This window comes from Corynebacterium sp. HMSC14H10 (assembly GCF_001807105.1).
Lineage (GTDB): Bacteria > Actinomycetota > Actinomycetes > Mycobacteriales > Mycobacteriaceae > Corynebacterium > Corynebacterium jeikeium_D.
In genome coordinates, this window is sequence record NZ_KV787414.1 from 57,019 (window position 1) to 77,396 (window position 20,378).

The following is a 20,378-nucleotide window of genomic DNA, read 5'->3' on the forward strand; positions in this document are numbered from 1 at the left end:
GCCAAGTAATTCGTATCCCCGGTGGCTGGCACCAACTCAATGACCAGCGCCAGTGGCCATGATGGTCGAGGGCGCAAGGGTCGTCGTAAAGCGTCGGCATCCGGACGGGGTGAGTCGCCTTTTCATCGGGGCGGCGTGCCCCGGTAACTAGGAAGTAGGTTAATCCGATGGCTCCGAAGAAGAAGCTTTCTGCGATTATTAAGCTGCAGATTCAGGCTGGTCAGGCTAACCCGGCTCCGCCGGTTGGTCCGGCACTGGGTGCCCATGGTGTCAACATCATGGAGTTCTGCAAGGCTTACAACGCAGCAACTGAGAACCAGCGTGGCAACGTTGTCCCGGTTGAAATCTCCGTCTACGAAGACCGCTCCTTCACCTTCGTTCTGAAGACCCCGCCGGCAGCTAAGCTGCTGCTGAAGGCCGCTGGCATTCAGAAGGGCTCTGGCGTTCCGCACACCAACAAGGTCGGTTCCGTGACCTGGGAGCAGTGCAAGGAAATCGCCGAGCTGAAGAAGCCGGACCTGAACGCTAACGACATCGAGATGGGTGCACGCATCATCGCCGGTACCGCTCGCTCCATGGGCATCACCGTCGAGGGCGCAAAGTAAACCGTCAGCGTTTAGCTGCTCCTTCATCAAGTGGTAGGGCCAGCTTCGGCCCGCTACACACCACAATCCAACCATTTCACTTAATTGAGATTGGACTTTTCATGAGCAAGAACTCTAAGGCATACCGCGCCGCCGCCGAGAAGATCGACGCCGGCCGCATCTACTCTCCGCTCGAGGCCGCTAACCTGGCCAAGGAGACCTCCTCCAAGAACTACGACGCCACCATCGACGTCGCCATCCGCCTGGGCGTTGACCCGCGCAAGGCTGACCAGCTGGTTCGCGGCACTGTCTCCCTGCCGAACGGCACCGGTAAGACCGTCCGCGTTGTCGTCTTCGCTGCTGGCGAGAACGCCACCAAGGCTGAAGAGGCTGGCGCTGACTTCGTTGGCTCCGAGGAGCTGATCGAGAAGATTCAGGGCGGTTGGACCGACTTCGACGCTGCTATCGCTACCCCGGACCAGATGGCCAAGGTTGGTCGCGTGGCTCGCATCCTCGGCCCGCGTGGTCTGATGCCGAACCCGAAGACCGGCACCGTTACCCCGGATGTCGCTAAGGCTGTCACCGAGATCAAGGGCGGTAAGATTTCCTTCCGCGTTGACAAGGCTGCAAACCTGCAGGCTGTTATCGGTAAGGCTTCCTTCGACGCTGAGAAGCTGGCCGAGAACTACGGTGCGCTTATCGACGAGCTGATGCGCCTCAAGCCGTCCGCTGCTAAGGGTAAGTACCTGAAGAAGATCACCGTCTCCGCCACCAACGGCCCGGGCATCCCGGTTGACACCAGCGTGATCAAGGACTACACCGCCTAAATCAGCATCAGCCGATAGGTGAGTGTGCTCTTCATGAGTCACTCGAGAGCGACTCTGAGCAAAGCTCTTTAAAACCGCCGCCGCGCGCACTTTCCCACAGTGTGTGAGGTGGCGGTTTTGCATTGGCATAAGGGGTATCGATAGCGCGGTGGGGGCTTGGGCGCGGTAGACGTCGTAAAGCGAATTGCTAATCCAAACAACTAATCCAGGCGAAATGGACTCACAGCCAGAGTTTGTTGCTTAAAATCGCGACTATGACGTTAATTTTGGAACCCGAAGAAGGGCTGGAGGCGCTCGGCGAGATTAATCGCCTGGCGCAGCTCGACGACGGTTCCGGAATTATTGAACCGCAGCTCATCTCGTACCTTGATTCGTTGGGCGACGATGCCTATGACATGCCCTGCCTGCGCATCGCGGGGCAGACGCTGCTGGGCGAGGTACTGACGGGGCTAGGGGAGGACGAGCGCGTAGCTGAGGTCCTTCGCCGCAATATCCAGGATTCTGTGGTGCTTCCGGGGATGAGTGAGGAGGAAGCTCTGCAAGCTCGGGCGGCGCAGGTCGTCGTAGTGCGGTTGTTGCGCATCATTGCGCGGATGGAAGCCGTGGAGCTGCGCAATGTCGTGGCGCAACAGCGCCTGGCATTGCAGATTCCGCCGGTCGTGCGTGTGGCGCTGACACTGACCGTGGATATTCTCGACGCCGCTAGGTTAGACGCGCATCCCGACGACATGGTGCGCGTGGTACTCGACTACGCCGACCAAGTGCTCTGGCTTGCCGACGATGACCTGAATGCGTACTTTGCCGAGCTCGAGATGATTGTCCAGCAACGTGAGAAGGACCTGGAGTTCGGCCGCTTCGGAGAGCCAGGTGCGGCGCGGTTTGGATAGGCGATTTGGTTAATTGCCAGGGTCTGGTATAAAGTTTCTTCACGAAGTTTGACCGGCTTCCAATCGGTACCAACATCGAGTTGGGAAGATGGAGGTTGGTACTCAAGTTTCACCGAAGACCGTCGGTCATTCGCTTTGAAAGAAGCGGATTGAAGGTTTCATTGTAGGAATACAGTGAGCGGCCCACGCAGGAGGACTTGGAAGCGCTTGCGCAGTTTGACTTCACCTGTTGTCCTTGCGGTCGGCGGAGTTGAAGTGGAACATGCCACAAGAATTGTGCGCCCCATCCTTGTGCGAGGATTGGGGCGTTTGTTGTATTTGCGCAAAAGAATCCTTCACTTGGCCGAGCGGAAAATTGCAAAGACCAGGAAGGAGGCGAGAGTACACATGGCAGCAAATGCTGAGAAGATTGCAGCTGTTGCAGCGCTGAAGCAGGACGTTGAAGAGTCCAACGCTATCGTGCTGACTGAGTACCGCGGCCTGTCCGTTGCGGAAATCACGGAACTGCGTCGCGCCCTCGGTGCTGATGTTAAGTACTCCGTCGCCAAGAACACCATGATCAAGATCGCTGCCGACGAGGCAGGGATTGAGGGTCTTGATGAGCACCTGAACGGCCCGACTGCAGTCGCCTTCATCAAGGGCGAGGCTGTGGATGCGGCTAAGGCGATTAAGAAGTTCGCCGGTGACAACAAGAACCTCGTGATCAAGGGCGGCTACATGGACGGTGCTGCAATGGATGCAGCACAGTTCGAGGCTCTTGCGGATATGGATAACCGTGAGACCACGCTGGCAAAGCTGGCTGGTGCCTTCAACGGCGTTCTGGCGAACGTCGCTGGCCTGCTCGACGCTCCGACCTCCTCGGTTGCCCGCCTTGCTGCGGCACTCGAGGAAAAGAAGTAATCCCGAGCGGCTCGCGATCTACGCGAACTAAATCACGCGAAAAACTTTTCAATATCACTTTGACGGCTTCGACCCCAGGGATCTCTGAGGGGAGCGGCCGCACCACACTCATAGGAGAATATCCATGGCTAAGTACACCACTGAGGAACTGCTCGAGGCTTTCAAGGAAATGACCCTCGTTGAGCTCACCGAGTTCAAGAAGGCTTTCGAGGAAGAGTTCGACGTCACCGCTGCTGCTCCGGTTGCAGTTGCTGCTGCAGGCGCTGCTGGCGGCGAGGCTGCTGCTGAGGAGAAGGACGAGTTCGACGTCGTCCTCGAGGACGCTGGCGCTAAGAAGATCGGCGTTATTAAGGCTGTCCGCGAGATCGTCTCCGGCCTGGGCCTGAAGGAGGCTAAGGAGATGGTTGAGTCCGCTCCGAAGGCTATCCTGGAGGGTGCTTCCAAGGACGACGCTGAGGCTGCTAAGGCTAAGCTGGAAGAGGCTGGCGCAAAGGTTGCCCTCAAGTAATTCAATTACTTGCCTCGGCCCCGGTAGTGGCCTAAAGCTACCAATTATGACCGCCAATTCTGGGCTTCGTGCCCGGGGTTGGCGGTTCTTTTGTTTCTGGGGCCTTTGCTAACCCGCCTGACCCGGGCAAAACCTCACTAATCTCACCCGTCACAGGGAGTTGAGGCAAAAACCAGCCCACTCATTGTCTTGATTACCCTTATTGGCCTGTAAAGTATCTAACATGCTCTCACGGCCGAGAATTCTGTCTATCCTTCTGTTGGGTCTAGGCACCGCACTGCTTGCTGCTGGCATTTTGCTGCCCAAAGTGCTCAATGTTGATCCCAAAATGCCGCTTGACCTGCCGCCGGTGTCGTATACCCTGCGGGCGGAAGACGGCGTATCCACCAGGATTAACGAAGAGGGCAAGCGGGAAGAAGTGCACTCGCCGCTGCAGCGACAGCTTCACGGCGTGCTCATCGAACCCGCGGATGCGGACAAGGTTTCGCTCCGCGTCGGCGTGACTGAAATGCGTGAGCTTCCCCCTGAGGTTATCGGCACCGACCCGCTGACGGAGCTTATCGAGGCCAATATCTGGACAGTTACCATCGACCGACTCACCGGCGAGGCGCTGGCTCCTGCGACGCTTGTCGACCGCATGGCGGGCGTTCCACGGTCAGTGGCTTTCGAGGGGAACTGGGTGAAGCTCCCGGCCGACACGGAGGAAAAGGAATACCTGATTTTTGATGATCTCCTCCACGATTCCTTACCAGCAAAGTTTGTCGGGGAAGAGGAGCGCGGTGGTAACCGTGTCCTGCATTTCCGTCAGGACATTGAGAAGACGAATCTCGCCCAGAAGTACCGTTCTTATGTCTCTCAGCTAACCCAGGATGACAAGTCCGGCTTCCTCCAGTACCAGGGCACCCGTGATTTGTGGGTTGAGCCCAAGTCTGGCTCGGTCATCGATATGGCCGAGGACATCCACCTTTGGTGGGAGACCCGCGACGGCGAGCCGATCATGGACTACCTGCGCTTCAACGGCAAGATGGACGAAGGCCTTTCCAATCAGCTTCTCTTTGGCGCAATACAGAATTTCCAGCGCCCAGCTCTAGAGCCGTGGTCAATCGGCCTCATTGCGTCCGGTTCAATTCTGGTATTCATCGCAATCGTGGGCATCGTGCGTCCTTCGACCCGTCGTAAAGCAGAGTAACGCTTTACGACGGCCATAGCGCCCAGGCCTCATCGTTATATCGGTAACGGGTGAATGCGACACGCCCGATTTGTCAAGTTGTACTAGACAACTGCCAGTTTTTGATATAGGCTAAATCGTTGCGCTGGAATTAGTGTATCTGTCGCCAGCTCTTTTATAGTTTGCGCTCGGAGCGCGGGGCTATTATGTAGCACCGTTTTTCGTGCATCTAGCTGTTAAAGGAGTTGCTGCGGCGCCGCCGTTAGGGCTCGGGGCTCGCCTTTAAAGGCTGGTCTTGGAGGCCAAGTGGCGGGGGAATCACTTTCGTGTGTGACCAAAGGTTAGACGCAAAGTATCCCGGTGCGCAACAGAAATGATTCCTGCAACTTGAATCGCGTATAAACCAAGCGGGCGGAGCGCACCACCGGTTGCCGGTGTGCTCCACCGCGTGAGGTGCTGGAAGGACGCATCTTGGCAGTCTCCCGCCAGACCAAGGCAGTAACCGGTATTCCCGGAGCTTCGAAGAGGTACTCGTTTGCAAAGATTCAGGAGCCGATTGCGGTTCCTGGTCTGCTCGACCTGCAGCGTGAGTCTTTCGCATGGCTCATTGGCACGCCTGAGTGGCGTGCTCGTCGCCAGGAGGAGCTCGGAGAAGACGCTCGGGTTACCAGCGGTCTCGAAGATATTCTAGAAGAGCTCTCTCCGATTGAGGACTACTCCCAGAAGATGTCCCTGACGCTGTCGGACCCATGGTTCGACTCCGTTAAGAACACCGTGGATGAGTCCAAGGATAAGGACATCAACTACTCGGCTCCCCTCTACGTCACCGCGGAGTTCACCAACCGCGAGACCGGTGAGATCAAGAGCCAGACTGTCTTCATCGGTGACTTCCCGATGATGACGGACAAGGGTACGTTCATCGTCAACGGAACTGAGCGTGTCGTTGTTTCTCAGCTGGTGCGCTCTCCGGGCGTCTACTTCGATGAGACCATCGACAAGTCCACCGAGCGCCCGCTGCACTCGGTGAAGATTATTCCGTCGCGCGGTGCGTGGCTGGAGTTCGACGTCGACAAGCGGGACACCGTCGGCGTTCGTATTGACCGTAAGCGTCGCCAGCCGGTCACGGTTCTGTTGAAGGCTTTCGGCTGGACCACCGAGGAGATCAAGGAGCGCTTCGGCTTCTCTGAGATCATGATGGCCACCCTGGAGAAGGACGGTGTTGCAAACACCGACGAGGCTCTGCTGGAGATTTACCGCAAGCAGCGCCCGGGTGAGCCGCCGACGCGCGAGTCCGCGTTGGCTCTGCTGGAGAACAACTTCTTCAAGCCGAAGCGCTACGACCTGGCTAAGGTCGGTCGCTACAAGGTCAACCGCAAGCTGGGTCTGGGCGCTGATGCCTCCGGCGAGATGGTTCTGACCGAGCAGGATATTGCTACCACCATCGAATACCTTGTGCGCCTGCACGACGGCGAGAATGTTATGACCTCGCCGGAAGGTGTTGAGATCCCGGTTGAGACCGACGATATCGACCACTTCGGTAACCGTCGTCTGCGTACCGTAGGCGAGCTGATTCAGAACCAGGTCCGCGTGGGTCTGTCCCGCATGGAACGCGTGGTTCGTGAGCGCATGACCACTCAGGACGTGGAGTCGATCCAGCCGACCACCCTGATTAACGTGCGCCCGGTTTCCGCGGCTATCCGTGAGTTCTTCGGTACTTCCCAGCTGTCCCAGTTCATGGACCAGAACAACTCGCTGTCGGGTCTGACCCACAAGCGTCGTCTGTCTGCACTGGGCCCGGGTGGTCTGACCCGTGACCGTGCTGGCCTTGAGGTTCGAGACGTTCACCCGTCCCACTACGGTCGCATGTGTCCAATTGAGACCCCAGAGGGTCCGAACATTGGCCTGATTGGTTCGCTGTCCTGCTACGCACGCGTGAACCCGTTCGGTTTCATTGAGACTCCGTACCGTCGCGTCCGCGATGGTGTCATCACCGACGAGGTCGACTACCTCACCGCTGATGAGGAAGACCGCTACGTCGTCGCGCAGGCCAACACCCCGATCGACGAGAACGGCCACTTCGTTCAGGAGACCCTGTCTGTTCGTAAGAAGGGTGGTGACGTCGAGTCCGTCCGCGCCGATGAGGTCGACTACCTCGATGTTTCCCCGCGTCAGATGGTCTCCGTGGCTACCGCCATGATTCCGTTCCTCGAGCACGACGACGCTAACCGTGCCCTGATGGGTGCGAACATGCAGCGCCAGGCTGTGCCGCTGCTGCGTTCGGAGGCTCCGTTCGTCGGTACTGGTATGGAGCAGCGTGCTGCTTACGACGCCGGCGATGTCATTGTCGCTTCGGCCACCGGTGTGGTCGAGACCGTGTCGGCAGACTTCATCACCATCATGGATGATGAGGGCCAGCGCCACACCTACCTGCTGCGCAAGTTTGAACGCACCAACCAGGGCACCTGCTACAACCAGAAGCCTCTGGTTGACGAAGGCCAGCGTGTTGAGGCCGGCCAGGTCATCGCTGACGGTCCGGGTACCGACAACGGTGAGATGGCACTTGGTAAGAACCTGCTCGTGGCATTCATGCCGTGGGAAGGACACAACTACGAGGACGCCATCATCCTGAACCAGCGCATGGTTGAGGAGGACATCCTGACCTCGATTCACATCGAGGAGCACGAGATTGATGCCCGCGACACCAAGCTGGGTCCGGAGGAAATCACCCGTGACATCCCGAACGCATCCGAGGAGATGCTGAAGGATCTGGATGACCGCGGTATCGTCCGCATCGGTGCTGACGTTCGCGACGGCGACATTCTGGTCGCTAAGACCACCCCGAAGGGTGAGACTGAGCTGACTCCGGAGGAGCGCCTGCTGCGCGCTATCTTCGGCGAGAAGTCCCGCGAGGTCCGTGACACCTCCATGCGTGTTCCGCACGGTGAGTCCGGCAAGGTCATCGGCGTCCGCGTCTTCTCCCGTGAAGACGATGACGACCTGGCACCGGGTGTCAACGAGATGGTCCGCGTCTACGTTGCGCAGAAGCGCAAGATCCAGGACGGCGACAAGATGGCAGGTCGCCACGGTAACAAGGGTGTTATCGGCAAGATCCTGCCGCAGGAGGACATGCCGTTCCTGCCGGACGGCACCCCGGTCGACATCATTCTGAACACCCACGGTGTTCCGCGTCGTATGAACATCGGCCAGGTCCTCGAGGTTCACCTCGGCTGGCTGGCGAAGGCCGGCTGGAGCATTGAGGGCGACCCGGATTGGGCTAAGCGTCTTCCGGCAGACCTGCACGACGTTCCGTCCGACTCCCTGGTCGCAACCCCAGTGTTCGACGGTGCTGAGAACGAGGAGCTCGCTGGTCTGCTCGCGTCGTCCCGCCCGAACCGTGACGGCGAGGTGCTGGTCAACGCTGACGGTAAGGCCACGCTGTTCGACGGCCGCTCTGGCGAGAAGTTCCCGTTCCCGGTTTCGGTGGGCTACATGTACATGCTGAAGCTGCACCACCTGGTCGACGAGAAGATTCACGCTCGTTCCACCGGTCCGTACTCCATGATTACCCAGCAGCCGCTGGGTGGTAAGGCCCAGTTCGGTGGTCAGCGCTTCGGTGAGATGGAGGTGTGGGCAATGCAGGCATACGGCGCTGCCTACACCCTGCAGGAGCTGCTCACCATCAAGTCCGATGACGTGGTTGGCCGCGTCAAGGTCTACGAGGCAATCGTGAAGGGCGACAACATTCCGGATCCGGGTATTCCGGAGTCGTTCAAGGTGCTTCTGAAGGAACTGCAGTCGCTCTGCCTGAACGTTGAGGTCCTTTCGGCCGACGGCGTTCCGGTTGAGTTGGGCTCCTCCGACGATGAGGAACTCGACCACGCGACCGCATCCCTCGGCATTAACCTGTCCCGCGATGAGCGTTCCGACGCTGACTCCGCATAGTTTCTCGCTTAACGACGAAACATTGCGTGAGTATCAGGGTCGGGAAGCCCTAACTCGCGAATAACCCAACACAGACGACAACGTACAAAAACCTCCGCAGAGAATTTGGTTTCCGCATTACTTCGATGCGGAGGGAAAGGGAAAACAGGTGCTCGACGTCAACAACTTTGACGAGCTCCGGATTGGGCTCGCTACCGCCGACGACATCCGCCGCTGGTCTCGCGGTGAGGTCAAGAAGCCCGAGACGATTAACTACCGTACGCTGAAGCCGGAAAAGGATGGCCTTTTCTGTGAGCGTATCTTCGGCCCGACCCGTGACTGGGAGTGTGCTTGTGGTAAGTACAAGCGCGTTCGCTTCAAGGGCATCATCTGTGAACGCTGTGGCGTTGAGGTGACCAAGTCGAAGGTTCGCCGTGAGCGCATGGGCCACATTGAGCTGGCCGCTCCGGTCACTCACATCTGGTACTTCAAGGGTGTGCCGTCCCGCCTCGGCTACCTGCTCGATTTGGCTCCGAAGGATCTGGAAAAGATCATCTACTTCGCTGCCAACATCATCACTTCTGTGGATGAAGAGGCTCGCCACAACGACCAGGAAACCCTCGAAGCAGACATGCTCGTGGACAAGAAGCTGGTTGAGGACGACCGCGACCAGGAGCTGGCCGAGCGCGCCCAGACCCTGGAAGAGGATCTGGCTGAGCTCGAGGCAGCCGGTGCCAAGGCTGACGCCCGCAAGAAGGTTCAGTCTGCAGCCGAGCGCGAGATGCGCCACATCCGTGAGCGCGCCCAGCGCGAGCTGGATCGTCTCGATGAGATTTGGAACACCTTCATCAAGCTCGAGCCGAAGCAGATGATTATCGACGAGGGTATTTACACCGAGCTCGTCGACCGCTACGAGGACTACTTCACCGGTGGTATGGGTGCTGAGGCTATTCAGACCCTGATCCGCAACTTCGACCTGGCCAAGGAGGCCGAGGAGCTGCGCGAGATTATTCGCGACGGCAAGGGACAGAAGAAGATGCGCGCCCTCAAGCGCCTGAAGGTTGTCACTGCATTCCTGCAGTCCGGCAACGACCCGGCCGCTATGGTGCTTGACTGCATCCCGGTGATTCCGCCGGAGCTGCGCCCGATGGTGCAGCTCGACGGTGGCCGCTTTGCGACCTCGGACTTGAACGACCTCTACCGTCGTGTCATCAACCGCAACAACCGCCTGAAGCGCATGATCGACCTCGGCGCTCCGGAGATCATCGTCAACAACGAGAAGCGCATGCTTCAGGAATCCGTTGACGCACTGTTCGACAACGGGCGTCGTGGCCGCCCGGTCACTGGTCCGGGTAACCGCCCGCTGAAGTCCCTGAGCGACCTGCTCAAGGGTAAGCAGGGTCGTTTCCGTCAGAACCTGCTGGGTAAGCGTGTTGACTACTCCGGCCGTTCGGTTATTATCGTCGGCCCGCAGCTGAAGCTGCACCAGTGTGGTCTGCCGAAGCTGATGGCTCTCGAGCTGTTCAAGCCGTTCGTGATGAAGGAGCTCGTGGCCAAGAGCTACGCGCAGAACATCAAGAGCGCAAAGCGCATGGTTGAGCGTCAGCGCCCAGAGGTCTGGGACGTCCTCGAAGATGTCATTACCGGACACCCGGTCCTGCTGAACCGTGCACCTACGCTGCACCGCCTGGGTATTCAGGCGTTCGAGCCGGTCCTGGTTGAGGGTAAGGCAATTCAGCTGCACCCACTGGCATGTGAAGCTTTCAATGCTGACTTCGACGGTGACCAGATGGCAGTCCACCTGCCGCTGTCCGCTGAAGCACAGGCCGAGGCTCGTGTCCTGATGCTGTCCTCGAACAACATTCTGTCACCGGCTTCCGGTAAGCCGCTGGCTATGCCGCGTCTGGATATGGTCACTGGCCTGTACTTCCTGACGCTGGAGAAGCCGGAGCTGCCGGGTGGCCACCAGGATGCCACCGAGGACGCACCGGAGCAGGGTATTTACACCAGCCCGGCCGAGGCCATCATGGCTTACGACCGCGGTGCAATTGGCCTGCAGAGCCCGATTAAGGTTCGCATCAGCCACCTGCGTCCGCCGGCCGAGATTGAGGCCGAGCAGTTCCCAGACGGTTGGAACAAGGGCGATACCTGGCTGGCTTCGACCACGCTGGGTCGCGTTATGTTCAACGACCTGCTGCCGTGGAACTACCCATACGTCGAAGGCGTTATGGCTAAGAAGCCGCAGGCTGCGATTATCAACGACTTGGCTGCCAAGTACCCGATGATCACGGTCGCTCAGACCGTCGACAAGCTCAAGGATGCTGGTTTCTACTGGGCTACCCGTTCTGGTGTCACCATTGCTATGTCTGACGTGCTGGTTCTCCCGAACAAGCGGGAGATCCTGAACGGCTACGAAGAGAAGGCCGCCACGGTGGAGAAGAAGTTCCGCCGCGGTAAGCTCTCGGCTGCTGAGCGTCACGAGTCGCTGGTTAACCTGTGGAAGGCCGCGACGGCTGAGGTCGGTGAAAAGGTCGAGGCTCTGTACCCGGATGACAATCCGATTCCGATGATCGTGAAGTCGGGTGCTGCCGGTAACATGGGCCAGATTCACTCGCTGGCCGGCATGAAGGGTATGGTTACGAACCCGCGTGGTGAATACATCACCCGTCCGATTAAGACCTCCTTCCGCGAAGGCCTGTCGGTTCTCGAGTACTTCAACAACTCGCACGGTTCCCGTAAGGGTCTGGCCGATACCGCGCTTCGTACCGCTGACTCGGGTTACCTGACCCGTCGTCTGGTCGACGTTGCGCAGGACGTCATCGTTCGCGAAGAGGACTGTGGCACCCACGATGGTGTCATTGTCGAGATCGGCGAGGATGTTCTGGACGCAGCCGGTAACCCGACCGGCGAGATTCGTCGTGCGAAGTACGTCGAGACTGCCGCGATTGCTCGTGTGCTGGCAGCCGATGTCACCGACGCTGAGGGCAATGTCCTTATCTCGGCTGACACCGACCTGAACGACGACCACATCACCCTGGCTCTCAGCCACGGTGTCAAGGAAGTCAAGGTCCGCTCGGTTCTGACCTGTTCCACCGCAACCGGTGTCTGTGCCAAGTGTTACGGTCGCTCGATGGCAACCGGCAAGCTGGTCGACATCGGAGAGGCTGTCGGTATTGTTGCTGCGCAGTCCATTGGTGAGCCGGGTACCCAGCTGACCATGCGTACGTTCCACCAGGGTGGTGTCGGTGGCGACATTACCGGTGGTCTGCCGCGTGTCCAGGAGCTGTTTGAGGCCCGCGTGCCGAAGAACAAGGCTCCGCTGGTCCGCGAAAACGGTCGCGTGCGCCTGGAGGAGGACGAGCACTTCTACACGCTCACCCTCATCCCGGATGCCAACAGCGAGGACGAGGTTGTTTACGACAAGCTGTCCAAGCGTCAGGGCCTGGCTGAAATCACTGTCGATGGCCGTCGTCGCGCCATCCGCGATGGTGACCATGTGGTCAAGGGTCAGCAGCTGCTCAAGGGCGCTGCCGATCCGCACGAGGTCCTCGAGGTTCTGGGCCGCCGAGGCGTCCAGCGCCACCTCATCGAGGAAGTCCAGTCGGTCTACCGTGATCAGGGTGTGGCCATTCACGACAAGCACATCGAGGTTATCGTCAGCCAGATGCTGCGCCGCGTGATTGTGTCTAAGCCAGGTGACTCCGAACTGCTGCCAGGTGCACTGGTCGAGCGCTCCACGGTCATGGCGAAGAACCGCGAGATTGTCGCCTCCGGTGGCAGCGTCATCGAAGGCCGTCGCGTGCTGATGGGTATTACCAAGGCATCGCTGGCCACCGAGTCCTGGCTGTCCGCCGCCTCCTTCCAGGAGACGACGCGCGTGCTTACCGACGCCGCTATCAACAAGCGCTCGGATAAGCTCATCGGCCTGAAGGAGAACGTGATCATCGGTAAGCTGATCCCGGCTGGTACGGGTATCTCGCGCTACCGCAACATCACGGTTGAGCCGACTGAGGAAGCTGCCCGCCAGGCAGCCGCTCCGTTCGCTTCCTTCGGTGAGGGCTTCTACGGTGCCGAGGACACCTACGGCATCGATCAGGTCGGTTCCGCAGTTCCGCTGGATGACATCGGAACCTTCGAGTAGAAATCAATAGCTTTGCGGCAGCGGCTGGGGGGAGCGGGAGAATTCCCTCGGTCACTGTCTGGCAAAGCACCTCGCCTGACAGTTGGGGCTTCGTGCGCTAACTGTTAGGTGGCAACCGGAAAAATCCTCCGGCACAGTTGTGGCTTACTAGCGGGTTGCTAGTTCGTCACGGTCGTGCCGGAGGATTTTTCTTTGTCGAGGCAACCCAACTGGAAAACTCGGCTGGAGACTGAAGAAAGGCGATAGGAACAGAGGCAAGGGGCAGGGGAGGAAGGGCCTAGGGGTTCCGTCCCGACCTCCCTCCTCTACATCTTGAGAGCCTCTGCAATCGGGGTGTTGCCCTCGTTGAAGTTAATCATGCGACCAACGGTAGCCTCGTTGAACACGGCCTGCGCGATGACATTGGCAACGGTCGCGCGAGCGACCTCGCCTGCCTTGTCCGCCGTGGTGTCGATGGAATCCTGGCCCTCGTTGAGCGTGAGCGCACTCGGGCCGAGAATGGTCCATTCCAGGTTTGAAGCGCGCAGCGCTTCGTCGGCTGCAGCCTTGGACTCGGCATAGGCAAAGAAGCTGTGATCCTCTGGAACGCCATGGTCGTGGCCCGCACCAAAGTAAGAGACCATCACGTAGCGCTTAACGCCAGCCTGCTCGGCTGCGGCAATCGAAGTAATAGCTGCGTCGCGGTCGATCGCGTACGTCCGTTCTGGTGAACCTCCACCAGCGCCGGCGGACCAAATCACAGCGTCGTGCGCGCTGAGAAGGTCCGCAAACTGTTCGGTCGAGAGACTGGCGATGTCGTAAACGGCTGGTGTGGCGCCGAGAGCCTCGATATCCGGAACCTGGTCGGGGTTGCGTATAACAGACGTGACCTCGTAGCCATCGTCGATAAGTAGGGGAGTAGAGATTTGGGCCACCTTGCCGTGGCCGCCAATGACAATAACCTTTTTAGACATGTCCCCACCTATACGCTGCCAGTACACTGCTGGCAATGAAGAAGGCATTCGCCTGTGGTGAACATGGCGATTAAGTTTCTCCAGCGCTGATGCAGGACAGTACTATGGGCAAACCGAACGGACGGCAGAATTGGCCGAGTTATCAATTCAAACCGGCATAGTAACGTCTGCGTCTTTTGGGGCGAGGCGCGCCGTGCTGAACACCCAAAAATTTGATCACCAAGCCCACAAGCGCTCAAAGTGCTTGAAATTTATAGGCCATTACCAGGGTGTTTGGACTAAACCCGCAGCTCGCGTACTGTTATACAACGATCCCAGAAAAGAATTGGGAACTTGAGACATTACCCAGTAGGCCAGCGAGAGCGGCTGACTGGGTTTCGCACGTTCAAAATCCCTCCATTTCTTGCGTTCAACCGATGGGCTCACCACTGGATGAGTAATAACTTTTCTTGTGATGCATTCACACGGAAGGTGGTTACTCCGCTGCGGTTGGCATCGGTCGTGAGAATGTCCAGCGAGGATTGAAAACAGAAAGAGGCTTCATGCCCACTATTCAGCAGCTGGTCCGCAAGGGCCGCCATGACAAGAAGGCTAAGGTTGCAACCGCAGCTCTGAAGGGTTCCCCTCAGCGCCGCGGCGTTTGCACCCGTGTTTACACCACCACCCCGAAGAAGCCGAACTCGGCTCTTCGTAAGGTCGCTCGTGTTCGTCTGACCTCTGGTATCGAGGTTTCGGCTTACATTCCGGGTGAGGGCCACAACCTGCAGGAGCACTCCATGGTGCTCGTTCGCGGTGGTCGTGTTAAGGACCTCCCGGGTGTCCGCTACAAGATCGTCCGTGGTTCCCTCGACACCCAGGGTGTCAAGGACCGCAAGCAGGCTCGTTCCCGCTACGGCGCAAAGAAGGAGAAGTAAGCCATGCCACGTAAGGGCCCAGTACAGAAGCGTCCTGTCGTCAACGACCCGGTCTACGGCTCCCCTCTGGTGTCGCAGCTGGTCAACAAGGTTCTGATCGACGGTAAGAAGTCGACTGCAGAGCGCATCGTCTACGGTGCACTTGAGCTGTGCGAAGAGAAGACCGGTACTGATCCGGTGCTGACTCTGAAGCGCGCAATCGAGAACGTCAAGCCGGCTCTTGAGGTTCGTTCCCGCCGTGTTGGTGGCGCCACCTACCAGGTCCCGGTCGAGGTTCGTCCGGGCCGTGGCACCACGCTGGCACTGCGCTGGCTGCTGATGTTCTCCCGTCAGCGCCGTGAGAACACCATGACCGAGCGTCTCGCTAACGAGATTCTCGATGCATCCAACGGCCTGGGTGCATCCGTCAAGCGTCGTGAGGACACTCACAAGATGGCGGAAGCAAACCGCGCATTCGCTCACTACCGCTGGTAATCGCTTATCGACGGAGGCCGCGAGTGGTCACCGTCGTAGAGCAGCTGCCGGTATGTCAACGGCGCGCGTCGGTCGCGGTCCACAGATCTTTAAGGGTCACTCAATAGGGGCCAGCCCGGCGCTTACACCCGATGTCTTGCGTAGAATTTACGCAATAGGTGTACGTCACGGCGCGACTTCGCGCCAAGACGGTGGCATTATAGATAAAGCAAACCCGACCGACGGCGGATTTGACGGCCAATTGCAATCCCGTAATTGAGTCTCACCGCCAAACCGATTTGAAACGAGTGGGGAATCAAGTGGCTGAAGGTGCACTTCCCGTTAAGAAGGACCTCCACAAGGTCCGCAACATCGGCATCATGGCGCACATCGATGCTGGTAAGACGACTACGACTGAGCGCATCCTGTACTACACGGGTATTAACCGCAAGGTCGGCGAGACTCACGATGGTGGCGCTACCACCGACTGGATGGAGCAGGAGAAGGAGCGCGGTATCACCATTACCTCCGCTGCTGTGACCTGTTTCTGGAACGACAACCAGATCAACATCATCGATACCCCGGGCCACGTCGACTTCACCGTTGAGGTTGAGCGTTCCCTGCGTGTGCTCGACGGTGCCGTCGCAGTCTTCGACGGTAAGGAAGGTGTCGAGCCGCAGTCTGAGCAGGTTTGGCGTCAGGCTCAGAAGTACGATGTCCCGCGTATTTGCTTCGTCAACAAGATGGACAAGCTGGGCGCTGACTTCTACTACACCGTTGGCACCATCGTTGACCGCCTCGGTGCTAAGCCGTTGGTTATGCAGCTGCCGATTGGCGCTGAGGATGACTTCGACGGCGTTGTTGACCTGCTGGAGATGAAGGCCCTCATGTGGCCGGGCAAGGTTGAGATCGGTACTCCTGCGCAGGTCGAGGAGATTCCGGCGGACATGGTCGACAAGGCTAACGAGTACCGTGAGAAGCTCATTGAGACCGTCGCTGAGTCCGACGAGGAGCTCATGGAGAAGTACTTCGGTGGCGAAGAGCTGACCATGGACGAGATCAAGGGCGCCATCCGCAAGATGGTTATCAACTCTGAGGTCTACCCGGTCTACTGTGGTACCGCGTACAAGAACAAGGGTGTTGAGCCGCTGCTCGACGCTGTCATTGACTTCCTGCCGAATCCGCTGGACATCGGTGAGGTTCACGGCCACCAGATGGGCGACGAGGACGTCGATATGGTCCGTAAGCCGTCTAAGGATGAGCCGTTCTCCGCTCTCGCATTCAAGATTGCTGCTCACCCGTTCTTCGGCAAGCTGACCTTCGTCCGCGTTTACTCCGGTCGTGTGGAGCCTGGCCAGCAGGTCCTGAACTCCACCAAGGACAAGAAGGAGCGCGTCGGTAAGCTGTTCCAGATGCACGCCAACAAGGAGAACCCTGTTGACGAGGCAGTGGCAGGTAACATCTACGCCTTCATTGGTCTGAAGGACACCACCACCGGTGACACCCTGTGTGCACAGGATGCTCCGATCGTTCTGGAGTCCATGTCCTTCCCGGATCCGGTTATCTCCGTTGCTATTGAGCCAAAGTCCAAGGCTGACCAGGAGAAGCTGGGTACCGCTATTCAGCGTCTGGCTGAAGAGGACCCGACCTTCACCGTTCACCTGGATGAGGAAACCGGCCAGACCGTTATCGGCGGTATGGGCGAGCTCCACCTCGACGTCCTGGTTGACCGCATGAAGCGCGAGTTCAAGGTCGAAGCAAACATCGGTAACCCGCAGGTTGCTTACCGCGAGACCATCCGCAAGCCGGTCGAGAAGTTCGAGTACACCCACAAGAAGCAGACCGGTGGTTCGGGTCAGTTCGCCCGCGTCATCATTGCTCTGGAGCCGTACTCCCCGTCCGCTGAAGAGGTGGAAGAAGGCGAGTCCACAACTTACCTCTTCGCAAACGAGGTCACCGGTGGCCGCGTTCCGAAGGAGTACATCCCGTCTGTCGACGCTGGTATCCAGGATGCAATGCAGTACGGTACCCTCGCCGGCTACCCGCTGGTGAACATCAAGGCAACCCTGCTCGACGGTGCTTACCACGAGGTTGACTCCTCCGAAATGGCCTTCAAGATCGCTGGTCAGCAGGCTCTGAAGGAAGCTGTTCAGAAGGCTAAGCCGGTCCTGCTCGAGCCGATGATGGCCGTTGAGGTCATTACTCCGGAAGAGTACATGGGTGAGGTCATCGGTGACATCAACTCCCGTCGTGGCCAGGTCAACTCCATGGAAGACCGCACCGGCGTCAAGGCTGTCAAGGCTCTGGTTCCGCTGTCCGAGATGTTCGGCTACGTTGGTGACCTGCGTTCCAAGACCCAGGGTCGCGCTAACTACACCATGATCTTCGACTCCTACGCTGAGGTTCCGTCCTCCGTGGCCGAGGAGATCATTGCAGCTCGTACCGGCGCTTAAATCACGCCGGTAGGGTGGGGCACTCAATCAGAGTTGACCCCATCCCTGCACGCACTGCACTGTCACTCTTTTAGAGAACGCAGTGCGAGGGTCTGCAGCTTTAGTAGATTCCCTCTAGCTTTGACTGTGCTGAGACATCGTCAGACTGTTGGCGTGTGTTAGCACAGGCAAGCTCTAGGGGGTAGCTGCTCGCAATTCATATCGTTGGCCGATTTTAGATCGCAGCTCAAATATCTAGCATTTATGCAGGTAAATGACGATGTGAGTTGCTGGCCGTTACCCACCCTTAACTAGGGGGTTGGTCTGGTTTGGAAAACTCCAGTATCCTGCCCTAGTATCGAGTAACTGGCACAGTGAAAGAATAGTGCTCTTTTGCGCGCGCACGTTCCGAAGTCGGAAGCGAACAGCTTCAAGGCTTCTGATGCTTGTGAAGGCGGATTGAGTGACCACAAAATTGTGGCTGCGAGAGTCGTGGCCACCTAGACCTCCAGGAGGACTAAAAGTGGCAAAGGCGAAGTTCGAGCGTACGAAGCCGCACGTCAACATCGGTACCATTGGTCACGTTGACCACGGTAAGACCACCACTACCGCCGCTATCACCAAGGTTCTGGCTGACAAGTTCCCGGACCTGAACGAGTCGTTCGCTTACGATGCCATCGATAAGGCACCGGAAGAGAAGGAACGTGGCATTACCATCAACGTTTCCCACGTTGAGTACCAGACGGAGAAGCGCCACTACGCTCACGTCGATGCCCCGGGCCACGCCGACTACATCAAGAACATGATTACCGGTGCTGCTCAGATGGACGGCGCAATCCTGGTTGTCGCTGCTACTGACGGCCCGATGCCGCAGACCCGCGAGCACGTTCTGCTGGCTCGCCAGGTTGGCGTTCCGTACATCCTCGTTGCACTGAACAAGTGCGACATGGTCGACGACGAAGAGATCATCGAGCTCGTCGAGATGGAGGTCCGCGAGCTGCTGGCTGAGCAGGACTACGACGAGGAAGCTCCGATCGTCCACATCTCCGCTCTGAAGGCTCTTGAGGGCGAAGAGAAGTGGGTCAACTCCATCCTCGAGCTGATGGAAGCTTGCGACGAGAACATCCCGGATCCGGTTCGCGAGACCGACAAGCCGTTCCTGATGCCGATTGAGGACATCTTCACCATTACCGGTCGCGGCACCGTTGCTACCGGTCGTGTTGAGCGCGGCGTTCTGAACGTTAACGACGAGGTCGAGATTCTGGGCATCAAGGAGAAGTCCCAGAAGACCACCGTTACCGGTATCGAGATGTTCCGCAAGCTGCTGGATTCCGCTGAGGCTGGCGACAACTGTGGTCTGCTGCTCCGCGGTACCAAGCGTGAGGACATCGAGCGCGGTCAGATCGTTGCTAAGCCGGGCGCTTACACCCCGCACACCGAGTTCGAGGGTTCCGTCTACATCCTGTCCAAGGATGAGGGCGGCCGTCACACCCCGTTCTTCGACAACTACCGTCCGCAGTTCTACTTCCGCACCACCGACGTCACCGGCGTCGTTTCCCTGCCGGAAGGTGTCGAGATGGTCATGCCGGGCGACAACGTTGACATGTCTGTCAAGCTGATTCAGCCGGTCGCAATGGACGAGGGCCTGCGCTTCGCTATCCGCGAGGGTGGCCGCACCGTCGGCGCTGGCCGCGTTACCAAGATCGTTAAGTAAGTCTTTTCCCCATAGGGGAAATGCTTTAACTTAAGTCTTAGAAGAATCCCGACTCCGCGTAAGCGGAAGTCGGGATTTTTTGTATCTGTACATAGCCGACACTAGACCGGGCGGGGCGGCGCAATAGCCGTCGTCAAGCAGACTGTGCCGTAATGGGTGTGATGTACGTTGCACTTTGGAATCGTGATTTTACATTCGTAGCCCGGACGTGCTTTAATACGGAGGTTGCTTTAACAAAGGCGTTCGCGCCAATTGTTGTATCAGGCCCAGCTGGGAACCAGTACGAAATTGGACATAGCGCCTATGGTAAGGCGAGCATGACCACGTAGGGAAGTTTCTTCCCAATCGTGCCTCACGGAGAAAACGGGCGACACGCCCGACCGCGGGGGTCGGAGGTGGCATGGCAAATTAACAGCGGCAGTAGGCAAATGAAGAGCCCCACGAGGGGGACTTGTTTTCCACTGGGATTTGAGTGCAAGGCGTTATTCGTCCGCTCGGGTCATGGCCATAAGTTAATTTGCCATGACGATCGAAGACGAAATCGCTTTGAAGTAATGCACAACCCAGTTTTGATTTCTGGCGCTGGCCATAGTTGCTGACGGCGTCGAGAAACATTGACAGGGTCGACGCCCCTTTAATTGGGGCGCGCCGACCGAGGAGAGGACAAGCGTGGCCGGACAGAAGATCCGCATCAGGCTCAAGGCCTACGACCACGAGGCTATCGACGCTTCTGCGCGAAAGATCGTGGAGACCGTTACCCGTACGGGTGCACGCGTCGTTGGCCCGGTGCCGTTGCCAACCGAAAAGAACGTTTACTGCGTTATCCGTTCGCCGCACAAGTACAAGGACTCGCGCGAGCACTTCGAGATGCGCACTCACAAGCGTCTGATCGACATTCTCGATCCAACGCCGAAGACCGTCGATGCACTTATGCGCATTGACCTTCCGGCAAGTGTCGATGTGAACATTCAGTGAT

The 20,378-nt window shown here is 58.4% G+C and carries 14 protein-coding genes; 13 read left to right on the plus strand and 1 reads right to left on the minus strand.

Going from position 1 to position 20,378, the window contains the following annotated elements:
- The first annotated feature begins 167 nt into the window (after positions 1-167).
- The 8 genes from rplK (at position 168) to HMPREF3135_RS03595 (ending at position 12,936) form a co-directional block, all read left to right on the plus strand.
- Complete coding sequence (gene rplK, locus HMPREF3135_RS03560) at positions 168-605, plus strand: 50S ribosomal protein L11 (protein WP_016422043.1); 438 nt, start codon at positions 168-170, stop codon at positions 603-605.
- A 101-nt stretch (positions 606-706) separates the two neighbouring features.
- The gene (rplA, locus tag HMPREF3135_RS03565; protein WP_016422044.1) at positions 707-1,411 is read left to right on the plus strand and encodes a 50S ribosomal protein L1; all 705 of its coding nucleotides are present in this window, start codon (positions 707-709) and stop codon (positions 1,409-1,411) included.
- A gap of 254 nt (positions 1,412-1,665) precedes the next feature.
- Positions 1,666-2,298 carry a hypothetical protein gene (locus HMPREF3135_RS03570; RefSeq protein ID WP_049193217.1) on the plus strand — a complete coding sequence of 211 codons (633 nt, stop codon included), beginning with the start codon at positions 1,666-1,668 and terminating at the stop codon, positions 2,296-2,298.
- A gap of 387 nt (positions 2,299-2,685) precedes the next feature.
- Positions 2,686-3,198, plus strand: a complete 513-nt coding sequence (rplJ, locus tag HMPREF3135_RS03575) for a 50S ribosomal protein L10 (protein ID WP_016422046.1) — start codon at positions 2,686-2,688, stop codon at positions 3,196-3,198.
- Between the two features lie 124 nt (positions 3,199-3,322).
- Positions 3,323-3,706: a 50S ribosomal protein L7/L12 gene (gene rplL, locus HMPREF3135_RS03580; protein ID WP_016422047.1), complete on the plus strand. Its 384-nt coding sequence runs from the start codon at positions 3,323-3,325 to the stop codon at positions 3,704-3,706.
- A gap of 223 nt (positions 3,707-3,929) precedes the next feature.
- Positions 3,930-4,895, plus strand: coding sequence for a cell envelope lipid trafficking protein PgfA (locus HMPREF3135_RS03585; RefSeq protein ID WP_049170045.1), 966 nt, complete (start codon positions 3,930-3,932; stop codon positions 4,893-4,895).
- Positions 4,896-5,327: 432 nt separating this feature from the next.
- Positions 5,328-8,816: a DNA-directed RNA polymerase subunit beta gene (locus HMPREF3135_RS03590; RefSeq protein ID WP_042388391.1), complete on the plus strand. Its 3,489-nt coding sequence runs from the start codon at positions 5,328-5,330 to the stop codon at positions 8,814-8,816.
- Between the two features lie 148 nt (positions 8,817-8,964).
- The gene (locus tag HMPREF3135_RS03595) at positions 8,965-12,936 is read left to right on the plus strand and encodes a DNA-directed RNA polymerase subunit beta' (RefSeq protein ID WP_070438078.1); all 3,972 of its coding nucleotides are present in this window, start codon (positions 8,965-8,967) and stop codon (positions 12,934-12,936) included.
- Positions 12,937-13,241: 305 nt separating this feature from the next.
- Here HMPREF3135_RS03595 and HMPREF3135_RS03600 read toward each other — a convergent pair whose 3' ends face one another.
- Entirely contained in the window at positions 13,242-13,889 is a 648-nt protein-coding gene (locus tag HMPREF3135_RS03600) for an SDR family oxidoreductase (RefSeq protein ID WP_016422051.1), read from the minus strand.
- 542 nt (positions 13,890-14,431) lie between these two features.
- Here HMPREF3135_RS03600 and rpsL point away from each other — a divergent pair.
- The 5 genes from rpsL to rpsJ all read left to right on the plus strand — a co-directional run bounded on the left by rpsL (position 14,432) and on the right by rpsJ (position 20,377).
- Positions 14,432-14,803, plus strand: coding sequence for a 30S ribosomal protein S12 (rpsL, locus tag HMPREF3135_RS03605; protein WP_005509887.1), 372 nt, complete (start codon positions 14,432-14,434; stop codon positions 14,801-14,803).
- Positions 14,804-14,806: 3 nt separating this feature from the next.
- Positions 14,807-15,277, plus strand: coding sequence for a 30S ribosomal protein S7 (gene rpsG, locus HMPREF3135_RS03610; protein ID WP_016422052.1), 471 nt, complete (start codon positions 14,807-14,809; stop codon positions 15,275-15,277).
- Positions 15,278-15,576: 299 nt separating this feature from the next.
- Positions 15,577-17,709 (plus strand): elongation factor G, encoded by a 2,133-nt coding sequence (gene fusA / locus HMPREF3135_RS03615; protein ID WP_016422053.1) that lies wholly within the window; start codon positions 15,577-15,579, stop codon positions 17,707-17,709.
- A 502-nt stretch (positions 17,710-18,211) separates the two neighbouring features.
- Positions 18,212-19,402 carry an elongation factor Tu gene (gene tuf, locus HMPREF3135_RS03620; RefSeq protein WP_049170037.1) on the plus strand — a complete coding sequence of 397 codons (1,191 nt, stop codon included), beginning with the start codon at positions 18,212-18,214 and terminating at the stop codon, positions 19,400-19,402.
- Between the two features lie 669 nt (positions 19,403-20,071).
- Positions 20,072-20,377, plus strand: coding sequence for a 30S ribosomal protein S10 (gene rpsJ, locus HMPREF3135_RS03625; protein WP_003938093.1), 306 nt, complete (start codon positions 20,072-20,074; stop codon positions 20,375-20,377).
- Position 20,378 lies beyond the last annotated feature (1 nt).

Bases quoted from the DNA above. Each gene is read 5' to 3' on its own strand.
- rplK (WP_016422043.1), top strand. From the start codon at position 168: ATGGCTCCGAAGAAGAAGCTTTCTGCGATTATTAAGCTGCAGATTCAG.
- rplA (WP_016422044.1), top strand. From the start codon at position 707: ATGAGCAAGAACTCTAAGGCATACCGCGCCGCCGCCGAGAAGATCGAC.
- rpsL (WP_005509887.1), top strand. From the start codon at position 14,432: ATGCCCACTATTCAGCAGCTGGTCCGCAAGGGCCGCCATGACAAGAAG.
- HMPREF3135_RS03570 (WP_049193217.1), top strand. From the start codon at position 1,666: ATGACGTTAATTTTGGAACCCGAAGAAGGGCTGGAGGCGCTCGGCGAG.
- rpsG (WP_016422052.1), top strand. From the start codon at position 14,807: ATGCCACGTAAGGGCCCAGTACAGAAGCGTCCTGTCGTCAACGACCCG.
- HMPREF3135_RS03600 (WP_016422051.1), bottom strand. From the start codon at position 13,889: ATGTCTAAAAAGGTTATTGTCATTGGCGGCCACGGCAAGGTGGCCCAA.
- rplJ (WP_016422046.1), top strand. From the start codon at position 2,686: ATGGCAGCAAATGCTGAGAAGATTGCAGCTGTTGCAGCGCTGAAGCAG.
- HMPREF3135_RS03585 (WP_049170045.1), top strand. From the start codon at position 3,930: ATGCTCTCACGGCCGAGAATTCTGTCTATCCTTCTGTTGGGTCTAGGC.
- rplL (WP_016422047.1), top strand. From the start codon at position 3,323: ATGGCTAAGTACACCACTGAGGAACTGCTCGAGGCTTTCAAGGAAATG.